The 12,537-nt window shown below is 63.1% G+C and carries 11 protein-coding genes and 1 tRNA gene; 5 read left to right on the top strand and 7 right to left on the bottom strand.

What is annotated here, in order from left to right; translation table 11 throughout:
* Positions 1-14 precede the first annotated feature (14 nt).
* On the bottom strand, positions 15-2,039 hold the full coding sequence (locus BMY91_RS16920; protein WP_090823977.1) for an alpha/beta hydrolase: 2,025 nt from the start codon (positions 2,037-2,039) through the stop codon (positions 15-17).
* Positions 2,040-2,166: 127 nt separating this feature from the next.
* Positions 2,167-2,239: transfer RNA gene (locus BMY91_RS16925), tRNA-Lys, on the bottom strand.
* Between the two features lie 238 nt (positions 2,240-2,477).
* On the opposite strand from BMY91_RS16925, the gene BMY91_RS16930 reads away from it, so the two are divergent.
* Positions 2,478-3,137 carry a hypothetical protein gene (locus BMY91_RS16930; protein WP_090823979.1) on the top strand — a complete coding sequence of 220 codons (660 nt, stop codon included), beginning with the start codon at positions 2,478-2,480 and terminating at the stop codon, positions 3,135-3,137.
* Between the two features lie 236 nt (positions 3,138-3,373).
* Here BMY91_RS16930 and BMY91_RS16935 read toward each other — a convergent pair whose 3' ends face one another.
* A complete protein-coding gene (locus BMY91_RS16935; protein WP_090823981.1) occupies positions 3,374-4,105 on the bottom strand; it encodes a hypothetical protein in 732 nt (243 codons plus the stop codon).
* 196 nt (positions 4,106-4,301) lie between these two features.
* On the opposite strand from BMY91_RS16935, the gene BMY91_RS16940 reads away from it, so the two are divergent.
* Both BMY91_RS16940 and BMY91_RS16945 read left to right on the top strand, forming a co-directional pair.
* Positions 4,302-4,919: a DUF47 domain-containing protein gene (locus BMY91_RS16940; protein WP_090823983.1), complete on the top strand. Its 618-nt coding sequence runs from the start codon at positions 4,302-4,304 to the stop codon at positions 4,917-4,919.
* Position 4,920: 1 nt separating this feature from the next.
* Complete coding sequence (locus BMY91_RS16945; RefSeq protein ID WP_090823985.1) at positions 4,921-5,937, top strand: inorganic phosphate transporter; 1,017 nt, start codon at positions 4,921-4,923, stop codon at positions 5,935-5,937.
* 160 nt (positions 5,938-6,097) lie between these two features.
* Here BMY91_RS16945 and pstB read toward each other — a convergent pair whose 3' ends face one another.
* From pstB to pstS, 4 genes are all read right to left on the bottom strand, one after another.
* Positions 6,098-6,877, bottom strand: a complete 780-nt coding sequence (gene pstB, locus BMY91_RS16950; protein ID WP_011772968.1) for a phosphate ABC transporter ATP-binding protein PstB — start codon at positions 6,875-6,877, stop codon at positions 6,098-6,100.
* A gap of 70 nt (positions 6,878-6,947) precedes the next feature.
* A complete protein-coding gene (pstA, locus tag BMY91_RS16955) occupies positions 6,948-8,051 on the bottom strand; it encodes a phosphate ABC transporter permease PstA (protein WP_090823987.1) in 1,104 nt (367 codons plus the stop codon).
* The gene (gene pstC / locus BMY91_RS16960; protein WP_090823988.1) at positions 8,052-8,984 is read right to left on the bottom strand and encodes a phosphate ABC transporter permease subunit PstC; all 933 of its coding nucleotides are present in this window, start codon (positions 8,982-8,984) and stop codon (positions 8,052-8,054) included.
* A gap of 138 nt (positions 8,985-9,122) precedes the next feature.
* Positions 9,123-10,244: a phosphate ABC transporter substrate-binding protein PstS gene (gene pstS / locus BMY91_RS16965; RefSeq protein ID WP_090823991.1), complete on the bottom strand. Its 1,122-nt coding sequence runs from the start codon at positions 10,242-10,244 to the stop codon at positions 9,123-9,125.
* A 250-nt stretch (positions 10,245-10,494) separates the two neighbouring features.
* On the opposite strand from pstS, the gene BMY91_RS16970 reads away from it, so the two are divergent.
* Positions 10,495-11,622 (top strand): FUSC family protein, encoded by a 1,128-nt coding sequence (locus tag BMY91_RS16970; protein WP_090824097.1) that lies wholly within the window; start codon positions 10,495-10,497, stop codon positions 11,620-11,622.
* 90 nt (positions 11,623-11,712) lie between these two features.
* Positions 11,713-12,411 (top strand): phosphatase PAP2 family protein, encoded by a 699-nt coding sequence (locus BMY91_RS16975; RefSeq protein WP_090823993.1) that lies wholly within the window; start codon positions 11,713-11,715, stop codon positions 12,409-12,411.
* Positions 12,412-12,537: the final 126 nt, after the last annotated feature.

Genomic DNA, 12,537 nt, shown 5'->3' on the forward strand with positions numbered 1-12,537 from the left:
TCTTCCTGAGTTGTTCAACGGCCAACAAATCCCGCCGGCGGTGATAGGGGTCGTGCGCCTGGCAGGATCTGGTCTCCGTTGCCGGTTGTTGTTAGGGCAGCTTCATGCAGGGCCGTGGTGTCCTGATCGAGGTATCCGTAGCCATCGCGGGCATCTTTGTGTACCAGTGTGTTGTGTTCTGTGGTGCCTTGGTACTGGGTCCCGTCGATCATGGCCTCTTCCGAGGTGAACACTTTCGCGCCGAAGGATTCCAGGCGCGGATCCTGGCGTTGGAAGCGGCCCAGATCAGCCAGCCCGTCGCCTACGGCTTCGGTGGCGTAGACCTGACCGGCAGGCACGTGGAGGTCTCCGGTGTTCCGGATCTTTTTTTCGATGCCGGCGGAGCCGAGCATCGTGAAGGAAGCGATGTTCAATGCCACGGCCACAAGGGCGTTGGACGTCACGGTGGTGCCGTAGGAATGGGCCAGTACGTGCAGGGTCTCCGAGGTCCTGTTGCCCAAGCCTTCCCTGACGGCGTTGAAACCTTGCAGGTCAACGATGAACCGGTCGGCGCCGGCCCGTGCTGCATCGCCGCTGTTCACAGTCGGAACTGTGGGCGGGTCATAATTGATCCACGCCACCACCGCGAACGTCTCGTTCTCGGAAAGCAACTGCTGGTGCCGCTGGAGGTTCGCGGCGTTTTTCGCCCAGTCATTGAAGCCGCTTTGGGGTGTGATGTTCATGCCGGACACAGCGTAGGTAACGTTGTCAGCCGTATCGGGGTTACCCGCGGAGACCTGTGCTTTCGGTGAGCCGTGGGTCAGATCGAAACCCAGCAGGACAGCTGTGGTTCCGCCCGCGTTCCTCAGTGCATCGGTGATGCCGTTCAGGGCTTTTTGTTGCGTTTGCAGCTGCGTCCAGGCCGGGTTAGTTATCGACTCTCCGGTGCTGATGCGCAGGAGTTGAGGCGTCCTGGCCAGTTCGGCGTTGATGCGGTCCTGCTCGGTGACGAGGCGCTTGCGGTTGGCGAGGTTCCGGGCCGTCGCGGTGACACCGTTCAGGTTCCCGATAACCCCGGGAAGGGCCTCGATCAGGAGCAACTGAGCCTCGCCGGGTTCAATTGCCCGGCCGACCATTTTGTGGCCGAGACCGGCCCACCACTTTGCTATCACGACGGGGTCCAGGCCAGGTTGTTGCAGGAGCCCTTGTAGTCGGTCTTTGTTTGCAGGCACGGCGAGCCACGCTTTTAGTTGATCGACGTTCAGTGCCCCGATGTCGTTCAAACCGACTTGCCCCGGTGGTGCGTACTGTATGAGGGCGCTGTTGAGCATGGTGTCAGCCATGGTGCCAGCGCCGGCTGTTTCGAAGGCCGCGGCGATTTGTTCAAGCCACGTCGCGTCAGCAGAGTTCTCCGTCAGCAGTTGCTCGAGTCCGGACACGAACGTGACACTGCCGCTGTTCACCCACGAACACGCTGAGGTGAAACCGCTCCACGCGTTCCGGATTCTGCCCAGCTCCGCTTCCAGGATGTTCGTGGAGGCGCGGGACTGGGCTACAAATTCGCGCAGCTTTCCAGGATCAGCCGAGCTGGTTGCGCCCCCCGATCCGCCGGCGAACCGGGCCCGGTCTCTCGCCGAGAACACCGCTGAAATCGTCGGCGCAACGACCGGCCATTCCATGGGCATCGGATCGCTCGCCACGCTCTGGAAAAGCTGAAAGTGTTGTTCACGGATGTCGGCGCGTTGCTGCCAGGCAGAAAGTTCCTTCAGCCGGGCCTTCTCTTCCCGCGCTTTGAGCTTTGCCTGCCTAACGTCCTCCACCAACGCCGCGAGGACACCGGCAAGACGGCCCCGGTCATCGGCCCGGACGGCCAAAGCGTTGGCGAACAAGGTCGCATAGCCGCCCTTGAAGTCCTCCATTGCATAATCCGTAGCGACGCCCAGGAAGCCACCTTCGGACCGTAGAGTCTGATCGGCGGAATCAGCAGCGCTGATCAGAGCGTCGGCGGCGCTATCGTCGAAGGCAATCCCTGCCATCGCGCCGTCATCAAAGAATCCCACGCCCCGAATCCCTTCGCCAATTAGTTAATCCATCGAATAGCATAACCCAGGCATGTCAGGGCGTGTGCCTTGATCGGGAAACAAAAAACAGGCCGGAGACTCAAGGTCTCCGGCCTGTCTTGGAGGGTGGGCCCTGTGGGGATCGAACCCACGACCCACGGATTAAAAGTCCGATGCTCTACCAACTGAGCTAAAGGCCCCTCCAGCTGTAGAAACAGCCATGAATACTGTACCCCAACGTCAACGCAGACAAGGAACTCGACGTGACGTGCGCCGTCGCCACCTTCTTTGGGTGAACGCTCGACGGCGGCGCGCGGCGCCAGCGGCGTGTCGGGTCCAGAGCGGGCGCAAAGCAGGTGCTGAAGGCACGCCGCCAGCAACAGCGCGGCCCGGCAACCGTTACTCGACCCCACCAGAGCACAGGAGTACGGTGAACTCATGAGCGAACAGCCAGGACCACCTGCGTACGGCGGAGCAAACAGACACCACAAGCCCAAGCCCTTCGCGCCCATCGATTTCGAACCGTTCGCAGGCGGGGCAGACCCCGCGCGCGTTTCCGAGGCCGCCCACCTCGCGGCACAGGCCTTGGTGCGCCGTGGCCGCGACAGCGACGACCCCAAGGTCACCCGCCGACTGGTGAAGCTGGCCGATGAACAGGGCCTCGAAGCGATCGCCGAGATGTGGGCCGAAAGCCCCGCCCGAAGCCTCCCCGGAGCGCTCTGGCGGCTTTACGCCCTCCGCGCCGCCACCATCCAGAACCCTGAGCGAATCTCCGTCTACTTCAGGGCCGGCCGCGACACGGCGCAGGTAGCCAACGTGGTTGCCGGTGCTGCCGAGCCGCCGGGAGCCGACGAAATGAAGACCATGGCTGACGCCATTCTGTCGGGAGCGTTCGACGGCGAGTTCGACGTCGCGCTGGAACGTTCCGCTGCTTTCTGCCGCGTCGTGGCGCTCGGCCAAGCTACTCTCGCAGATGGCGCGGAGCACAGCAACGAGGGCCACGCGAGCAAGCTCACGCGCAACTCACATCAGCTGGTGAAGACCGCCGAAGACCTTGAGCACGCCGCCAACGCGTGGCGTCTGGGCGAACTCGACTAAGCAACAAAAGGGGCGAAACGTACCCACGTCGGCCACGGACTGTCAATGTTGACTTACCCAGCCGGACGGTGAAAACTAAAACTGGTGTCGAACCGCGAAACCCCCGGGCTTCAACTTATAGCCGCTTCGAGCGGCCTACCGCCGAGAGGCGTATCCGGTTCGGCACCATTTTTATGCCCGGACGCAGCAAGCCCGGGCCAGCACTAACGCAGACCCGGGCAACCGCGGGCGGGGAACTACTTCAGCGTGACAGTGGTGTTCGCTGATTGCTTCTTGTCGTGATCCAGCTTTCCATCCGCAGTCGCGGGAGTCATGGTTGCGGAGATCTCGGTTTCCTTACCGGACGCGTAGCCAAAGTTCTCAGCAACATTGAACGACTCACCCGGCTTGAGCACGAACGGGGCCTCTTCCTTAAGCTTGGTACCGGTGCTGCTCAGTCCGTGCTTCTTGTAACCGTCGCTGCTGGAGTCCGAGGGCATGCCGCCCAAGTACTTCCAGTCCGCGTACTTGGCGGAGGGCGTGATCAGCGAGTGACTCAGCGGGATGTCTGCCGAGGAGGTATTGGTGACCACGTAGTTCAGGTACACGATCGGAGCACCCTTCTTCAACAGGTTCTCCTTGGTTTCCTTGTCCACGAACATGCTGTCCTTCGACGCTACGTCGGTGGCCACCTGGTAGATGTCCACACTGAAGCTTTCGCCCTTGATGGTGCCCAGCTTGTCCCCGGACTCGGAGATCGGCAGCGCCCAAGCGGCCACCGTGTACGAGCCCGACGAAGTACCGGCGCCCTCGGATGAGGTTGACGCCAACGGGGACGCCGAGGCTGACGGTGAGGCAGCCACGGAGGAGGACGACGACGGTTCGGAACCACCCGTCGTCGAGCCCGCCGTGGTTGCGCCGCAGGCGGTCAACGCCAGCAATCCGGCGGCTGCCAGGCCGGTGATTTTCACTACATTGTTGATGCGCACAATTCCCCCATTGATTGGATTAAATCGAAGACTTGCCAAGTCTCGCACGGATGCGCAGCAGCAGCGATGGGGACAACTGCCCGCCACGTTCCGGCAGGCTTCGCAGACGCCGCTCCCTGACCGGTAAAGTTGGGATCGAATGGGGCTGCGTCAAGTCAAGCCGCCCCCGCCCATCCGTCCCCAGCCCGGAAGCGACATGAAGCTGCGCCTTTTCCCCCAGGAACCTGCCGGGCTCGTACTGCTCGCGCAGATGGCCGGCGTCATTGTGGCCGCCACAGGAACGCTCTCCGAAATCCTCGGTGCCCCCGCAAGCGAACACCAGCGCCTGGCCGAAGAGCTGCACGAGCACGAGTCCAAGTCCTTGGACCTGCACTTCGCGCTGCTGACGCACATGCGGACGAGCTTCGTGAATCCACTCCCCCGCGAAGACATGTACACCCTGTCCCGCCACCTCAACGAGGCCATGGAGAAGCTCGATGCCGCGGGCGACCTCGTGGCCCTCTATAAACTTGATCGGCTGCCCAAGCGTGCAGCAGACCAACTGGAAATCATCAGCCGCCAGGCCGAGCTCACGGTGGATGCCATGCGGAAACTTGAGGACCTGGATGAGCTTGAGGACTACTGGATCGAAATCCTGCGGCTCGCCAAACGCGCTGAGCGGACCCATCGAATCTGGGTGGCCGAGATGCTCAAGGACATGAAGTCCACGCAGTACGCGCGGCACCGGGACATCGCCAACCAGTTGGTGGAAGTTACCAAGGACATGCGGAAGGTCGCTACGCAGGTAGGCAGCATCATCGTCAAGGAATCATGACGTGACCATCGCCATCCTGGTCCTGGTGGTTGGCTTGGCCTCGGGATTCGCATTCCTCAACGGCTTCCGCGATGTCTCCAACGCCGTCGCCCTTTCCACGCGCACCCGTGCCCTCACGCCATCCATTGCTGTGCTCCTGGCAGCGATCTTCAACTTTGTCGGCGCCATGCTGAGCGGCACCTTCGTTCTGGCCTTCACGCAGTCGTGGATCACTTTGCCCGATGGCACCAGTGGACTCACCATCCTCGCCTCGGCACTCACGGCATCCATTCTGTGGGGCGTCTACGCGTGGTGGCGGGGCATCCCGTTGTCCTCCACCAACTCACTGGTGGGCGGCCTGATCGGTGCAGGGGCCGCGAGCATCCTGGTGGGCGGAAACGCGGTGGGCGGCATGGACAACATCCTGTTTACCCAGGTGGCGCTGCCGCTGGTTCTTTCGCCCGTCATCGCGTTCGCTGCGGCGTACCTGCTTGTCTGGCCAGTAACGTGGGCCGCCCGGTACACGCAGCCAAACGTGGTGAACCGGCGCTTCCGCCGCGCACAGGCCGTATCCACTGCTGCTGTGGCGTTCGGTCACGGCCTTCAGGATGGCCAGCGGACGGCTGCGGTGGTTGTGCTGGCCATGGTGGCCGCGGGGCTATCCACCGGCGCCGATGTGCCGCTGTGGATCCTGTTACTCACCGCCATCATGCTGACCGCGGGAACCATGTTCGGTGGCTGGCGGATCTCACACACCCTCGGCCACAAACTCATCCGGGTGGACCCATTGAGGGGCTTCGTGGCACAGACCCTGACCTCCGTGATGCTCTTCATCGGCGCCATCGGATTCCACCTGCCGCTCTCCACCACGCACACGTTGACCGCTTCCGTGCTGGGAGCGGGCATCAACCAGCGGTTCCACGCCGTCAACAGGCAGCTGGTCCGGCGGATCCTGCTGTTCTGGGTGGCCACTCCCCTGATCACGGCAGCCATGGCCTTCATCCTGGAACTGGCATTCTCGCCCCTCGCGGACCTGTAACCCCCAATTGGCTGGCATTAGTGGTTGTTTTGAGGCCTCAGAACAACCACTAATGCCAGTCAGTTGGGCAACAAAAAACGACGGCGGCCGTACCCCCAAGGCGACGGCCGCCGTCGTTCTGTGCCGACTCCCCCCATAGAAGCCGGAACCTTCAGAACCCTTATCCGAAGCGGCCGGATACGTAGTCTTCCGTTGCCTTCTGGCCAGGGTTGTTGAAGATGCTGGTGGTGTCCGCAAACTCAATGAGCTTGCCGGGCTTGCCGGTGCCGGCGATGTTGAAGAACGCAGTCTTGTCCGATACGCGGGCGGCCTGCTGCATGTTGTGGGTAACGATCACCACGGTGTACTGGTCCTTGAGCTCGTTGATGAGGTCTTCAACGGCCAGGGTGGAGATGGGGTCCAGTGCGGAGCAGGGCTCGTCCATGAGGATCACCTGGGGCTCAACGGCGATGGCGCGGGCGATGCACAGACGCTGCTGCTGGCCACCGGAAAGGCCGGAACCTGGCTTGTCCAGGCGGTCCTTCACTTCGTTCCACAGGTTGGCTCCAACCAGGGATTTTTCCACCAGCGCATCGGCAGCACCCTTGGAGATCTTCTTGTTGTTCAGCTTGACGCCGGCCAGCACGTTGTCGCGGATGGACATGGTGGGGAACGGGTTGGGGCGCTGGAAGACCATGCCCACCTGGGTGCGGACGGTCACGGGGTCCACGCCGGGGCCGTAAAGGTTGTCGCCGTCCAGCAGGACTTCGCCCTCCACGCGTGCACCGGGGAGGACCTCGTGCATGCGGTTCAGCGTGCGGAGGAAGGTGGACTTTCCGCAGCCGGACGGGCCAATGAAGGCTGTGACTGACTTAGCCTGGATGTTGATGTTGACATCCTCAACGGCCAGGAAATTGCCGTAGTAGACATTCAGGTCTTTGACGTCGATGCGCTTGGACATGGTGTTCCTTTGTTCCTTGGGGGTTCGGGAAGTTTGAAGGTGCCGCCGTCAAGACTGGCGGCCGGCCCGGCTAGCGTCCTGTTTTGGGAGCGAACAGACGGGCGATGAGGCGGGCTCCGAGGTTCAGGAGCATCACCAGGATGATCAGCACCAGCGCCGCGCCCCATGCCCGCTGATCCGAAGGCTCAGGGTTGGACGGCGACGTCGGGTTGAGGATCTGTGTGTAGATGAACGTGGGCAGTGAGGCCATCCAGCCGCTGAACACGTTGTTGTTGATGGTGGTGGCGAAGCCGGCCGTCACCAGGATGGGCGCGGTTTCGCCGATAACGCGGGCGATCGCCAAGGTGACGCCGGACGCGATGCCGGAGATCGCCGTCGGAATGACCACCTTGGTGATGGTGCGCCACTTACGGACGCCCAGGGCGTAGGAGGCCTCGCGAAGTTCGTTCGGGACGATCTTGAGCATTTCTTCGCTGGAGCGGACCACCACCGGGATCATCAGGACGGAAAGCGCGACGGCGGCTACCGCACCGGTCTTGGTGCCGGGGCCGACGATTGCGAAGAAGAACGCTGCCGCGAAGAGGCCGGCCACGATGGACGGGATGCCGGTCATGACATCCACAAAGAACGTGATGGCGCGGGCCAGCGGACGGTCGTTGCCGTATTCCACCAGGTAGATCGAGGTGAGCAGACCAACGGGCACGGAGATGACCGTGGCCAGGAGGGTGATCTGGAGGGTTCCCATGAGCGCGTGGTAGATGCCGCCCAGGACGGGGGCACCTTCTTCCACAGCCTTGTTGTCGAACGCTCCGGTGACGCCGTTCATGGACGTACCCAGGAAGCCGGGGGTGATGAGGCCGGGGATGCCATTGACCAGAACGGTCCAAATGACCGAGATCAGTGGCAGCAGCGCGATCAGGAACGCACCCACAACCAGGCACGTGGCCAGCTTGTCCTTGGCTTTGCGTGCACCTTCAACGGCCCCGCTCCAGGAGACCAGGCCAACGGCAAACAGGATGGCTGAGACGATCCCCCAGCCGAAGGCGTTGAAGCCAATGAGCGCCAGGATGGCCGCACCTACGATCAATGCGACGGCCAGGACAATATAGGGCGCGAACTTGGGCAGTTGGCCCTTGGTGAGCGCGGAGCGCTTGCGGACTGCTGTGGCGGTCATTTAGTTGGCTCCCGAGAATTCTTTGTGCCTGGTGATGATCCAGCGGGCAATCATGTTCACGCCGAGCGTGATGACGAACAGCACCAGGCCGGCGGCGATCAGCGTGTTGACCTTGATGCCGCTGGCTTCAGGGAAGTTCAGGGCAATCTCGGCGGCGATGGTTTGGTTGCCGGACTGGATGAGGCTGGCGGTCAGTACGCCGGAGGAGAGCACCAGCGCCACTGCCATGGTTTCACCGAGTGCACGGCCCAGGCCCAGCATGATGGCGCTGATGATGCCGGGGCGACCGAATGGCAGCACCGCCATCTTGATCATCTCCCAGCGGGTAGCTCCCAAGGCGAGCGCTGCTTCCTCGTGCAGCTTGGGGGTCTGCAGGAAGATTTCGCGTGACAGGGAGGTGATGATGGGAAGCACCATGACGGACAGGACGATGCCGGCGGTCAGGATGGTTTTGCCAGTGGCGGATGCCGGCCCTTCGAAGATGGGGATCCAGCCGAGGTTGTTGGCCAGCCAGTCGTAGGCCGGTGAGATTTCCTTGGCCAGGAAGGCCGCACCCCAGGCGCCGTAAACAACGGAAGGGATGGCGGCAAGGAGGTCCACAACGTAGCCCAGACCGGCGGCGAGCCGGCGCGGGGCGTAGTGCGAGATGAACAGGGCCACGCCAATGGCCACCGGGGTGGCGATGACGAGGGCGATCACGGCGGCAATGAGCGTGCCCACCACGATCGGCGCAATGTAGGCGAAGAAGCCGTGGCCGCCTTGGATGTCCTCAGGCGGGGCGGTGAGCGCGGGGATCGCCTGCACCACAAGGAACAACGCGACTCCGAAGAGAACCGCGAGAATCAGGCACCCTGCGGCCATTGCGGCCCCGGAGAAAACCTTGTCCCCGGCGCGTCCTGCGCCTTGGGAGGTTGTCAGGGAGTTGGTGGTCACTTCACGTTCCTTCATTCTGGAGTGAACTGGTCTTACATGGCTAAGTTCCCTGCCCCGCGCCGGTGCCGCGGTGGCCACCGGTGAGCGGGACAGGGAACTTCAGTGTTCAGCCGGGTTCAGCAAACCCGCCGGGGAACCTTAGGCCTTGGCCTTGATGGTTTCGATAGCGGCCTTGGCCTTGTCCTGCAGCGTCTTGGAGAGCGGTGCGGACTTGGCGGCGTCAGCTGCGGTCTTCTGTCCTTCGTCGGAGACGACGTACGTTTCGAAGGCCTTGACCAGGTCAGCAACTTCCTTGGTCTCATACGTGGTGCAGACAACGTGGTAGGAGACGAGGACTACGGGGTAGGCGCCCGACACGGTGGTCTTGCGGTCCAGCTTGATGGCGACGTCGTTTGCGGCGCGGCCGTCAACAGCCTTGCCGGCTTCTACAGCCTTGGCTGCAGCGTCTGCGGAGATCTTGACGAACTCTTCGCCCACCTTGATGGAGGCGGTGCCCAGCTTGCCGGAGACAGCGGAGTCATCAGCGTAGGTCACGGCACCCGGGGTGTCGGTGACGGTCTTGACGACGCCGGAGGTGCCCTTGGCGTTCTCGCCCTTCAGGGTTGCAGGCCAGATGCCGGCAGCCTTGTCGGTCCAGACCTCGGGAGCAGCAGCTGCGAGGTAGTCGGTGAAGTTGGTGGTGGTACCGGAGTCATCGGAGCGGTTCACCGGGGTGACCTTGAGGTCCGGAAGGGTGACGCCGGCGTTGAGGGCGGCGATGGCGGGGTCGTTCCAGTTGGCAATCTCGCCACGGAAGATCTTGGCCACCGTTGCTGCGTCGAGCTTCAGTTCCTTGACATCAGGAATGTTGAAGGCCACGGCGATCGGGGAGATGTAGACCGGGATGTTGATGGCGCCGTCGGGGCCGCACTTGGCCTTGGAGCTCTCCAGCTCTTCGTCCTTGAGGTAAGCGTCGGAGCCGGCGAACTGTGCCGAACCGTCGATGATGGCCTTGCGGCCTGCGCCGGAACCGTCCGGGGAGTACTGCACGGTGGCGCCCTGGTTGGCGCTGGCGAAGCCGGCCTTCCACGCATCCATGGCTGCGCCGGTGGAGGAGGCGCCGATGCCGGTCAGGGTGCCGGTGACTTTGGTGCCTGCTGCAGCGGACTGGGTGCCGCCAGTGGTGCCCGTTGCGTTGTCTGAACCGCAAGCGGTGAGCGCGAGTGCGCCTGCTGCGATGACCGCGATTGCCGCGTTGCGGCCGAAGCGAGTTGCCTTCACTTGGATGTACCCCTTCCAGGGATTTATCTGATGCGGGCCGAACGGAGATTTCGGCGTGCGCGAGCTATGGACCAATGTGTTCCTTTACTGAAGGTAAGGAGCGCAGGTAACGGGACCTGTTGTGGAAGGTGAACAGAAAGTGAACGACGGCGGACCATTGGGTGATGTGGCGCGCGCCACCTTGAGCGGCACTGCCGTGGCGGTCGGTGCCCTGCGTTGGAACGCACCGTGGGCAAATAGACTGGAAGACATGGCTTCCGCAAAGGGATTTTCTGCAAGCAAGAGGTTCCTGCGCGCCAGAGTCCGGACAGGCTTGGTTCGGAGCAGGAACTCGTTAACCCCTGCCATCCAGATGACTGTGTGCGCGGTGGGTGCCTACGCCTTCGCTGAGTATGTGCTGGGCCACCAAGGGCCTCTGTTTGCCGCGACGTCTTCCCTGATTGCACTCGGATTCTCCCGCGATCCGCGCCTGCGTCGGGTCATAGAGGTGGGCCTTGGCTGCACACTGGGCATCGTTGTTGGTGACCTGCTGCTTCACTGGCTGGGCGCCGGGATCTGGCAGGCCGCCGTCGTACTTCTTTTCTCCATCCTCCTGGCCAGGTTCCTGGACAGCGGCACTATTTTCACCACGCAGCTGGGGCTGCAGTCCTTGCTGGTGGTGCTGCTGCCGGCGCCGGCCGGCGGGCCTTTTACACGCAGCCTGGATGCGGTGGTTGGTGGTGTGTTCGCGTTGCTGGTGACCATCCTGGTGCCGAAGGATCCGCGGCGCGAACCCCGCAAGGACGTCCAGAAGATCCTGCATGAGCTCGCCGAAGTGCTGCGTGAGTGCGCCAAAGCCATGGTGGACAGTGATTCCACGCAGGCCTGGCACGCCCTGATCCGCGGCCGGAACTGTCAGCCTCTGGTGGACCGGATGCGGCAAACGCTGCGGGCTTCCGGTGAGGTGGCAACCCTGGCTCCAGCCCACCGGAGGCATCGCGACGAGCTGGCCGGCCTGGAACATTCCCTGGAGTACATCGACCTCGCGCTGCGTAACAGCCGGGTGTTTGCCCGCCGGCTCACCAGCGCCATCAACCATGCGGCCCTCTCCGATGAAGCGATCGACAGTATCTCCGAGGTCCTGCAGGAAACCGCAGCCGCGATCGATGAGATGACCATTGGCTTGTCCGAGCAGAGCGAAGGCACCCGCCGGGTACACCTGCGCCGCGCCCGGAACGACCTCTCTGACATCGCGGCCCGGCTGCACCCCAAGATGCTGGACGTCCAGAGGTTGGAGGGCGAAACCGTGGTGATGCTGTTCCGCCCGCTCATGGTGGATCTCTTGGAAGCGAGCGGGATGGAGCCGGAGGAAGCGCGGGCTGTGCTGCCGGCGCTTTAGTCCTCGCGGGGCTCCAGAGTTGCCGCAGATGTTCAGAGTTCCCGCGTCCCTTCACAGAGAAGCTTCAGACCCGCTTGGCAGAATGGTCCGATGATCCCTGCCTTTTCCACACGCTTTCGGGCTGCCCCGGCGCTCCGGCAACGGCAGCGGCCCTTGTTCCTTTGGGCAGGTGGCTTGCTGGTGGCGGGCGACGCCATCTTCTGGCTGATGTTCGCTGCAGTGCTGTCCCAGACCGGGCTGGCCACCATGGACGGCACGGTCCACAGCTTCATGGTCGATTCACGGGGCCCTGCCCTCACCGCTGTCCTCACGGCCCTGACCACCGTGACCTCGCCTGTGTGGATGACAGGTATTGGTGTTGCGGTGGCAGTCATGTGGACGGTTTGGAAGCGGGAACTCTGGCGCCCGGCGGTGCTGATGGGCGCCATGCTGCTTGCCGTTGTCCTCTCCACTCTGATCAAACAGGACGTGGGCCGCTCCCGGCCGCCCTCGTCCGATTTTTTGCTGGGCCCGGACGACGCCCTCTCCTTCCCGTCCGGCCACACCCTCGGCGCAGGCATCTTCGCGCTGGTCCTCACCTACCTGATCGTGTCGCGTTCCGGCACTCGCACGACGGCGGTGCTCGCGTTTACCGGCGCTGCCTTGCTGACGCTGCTGGTTGGTTACAGCCGGATCTACCTTGGGTACCACTGGCTCACGGACGTCGTCGCTTCGCTCGGTGTCACCCTGGGCGTGACGGGCATAGCGGTGTTTGTGGACGCAGCCCGGCATGGTGGGCGGGCGGTGTAGGCACCGCATTGACGCCCGGTCCATTTCGACGACTCGCTGCGGTTTAGACCGTTCCTACCATCGAACGCGAAGCGCGGCATCGAATCGGGCGCCTGCGCACCGCGAACTGATGGGGCAGGTGGACTC

Origin of the sequence: Arthrobacter sp. yr096, assembly GCF_900108925.1 — a bacterium.
GTDB lineage: Bacteria > Actinomycetota > Actinomycetes > Actinomycetales > Micrococcaceae > Arthrobacter.

What these genes read in the sequence shown, in the direction of transcription:
- pstB (WP_011772968.1), bottom strand. Translation starts at nt 6,877, where the DNA reads ATGTCCAAGCGCATCGACGTCAAAGACCTGAATGTCTACTACGGCAAT.
- BMY91_RS16975 (WP_090823993.1), top strand. Translation starts at nt 11,713, where the DNA reads ATGATCCCTGCCTTTTCCACACGCTTTCGGGCTGCCCCGGCGCTCCGG.
- BMY91_RS16940 (WP_090823983.1), top strand. Translation starts at nt 4,302, where the DNA reads ATGAAGCTGCGCCTTTTCCCCCAGGAACCTGCCGGGCTCGTACTGCTC.
- BMY91_RS16930 (WP_090823979.1), top strand. Translation starts at nt 2,478, where the DNA reads ATGAGCGAACAGCCAGGACCACCTGCGTACGGCGGAGCAAACAGACAC.
- BMY91_RS16970 (WP_090824097.1), top strand. Translation starts at nt 10,495, where the DNA reads ATGGCTTCCGCAAAGGGATTTTCTGCAAGCAAGAGGTTCCTGCGCGCC.
- pstA (WP_090823987.1), bottom strand. Translation starts at nt 8,051, where the DNA reads ATGACCGCCACAGCAGTCCGCAAGCGCTCCGCGCTCACCAAGGGCCAA.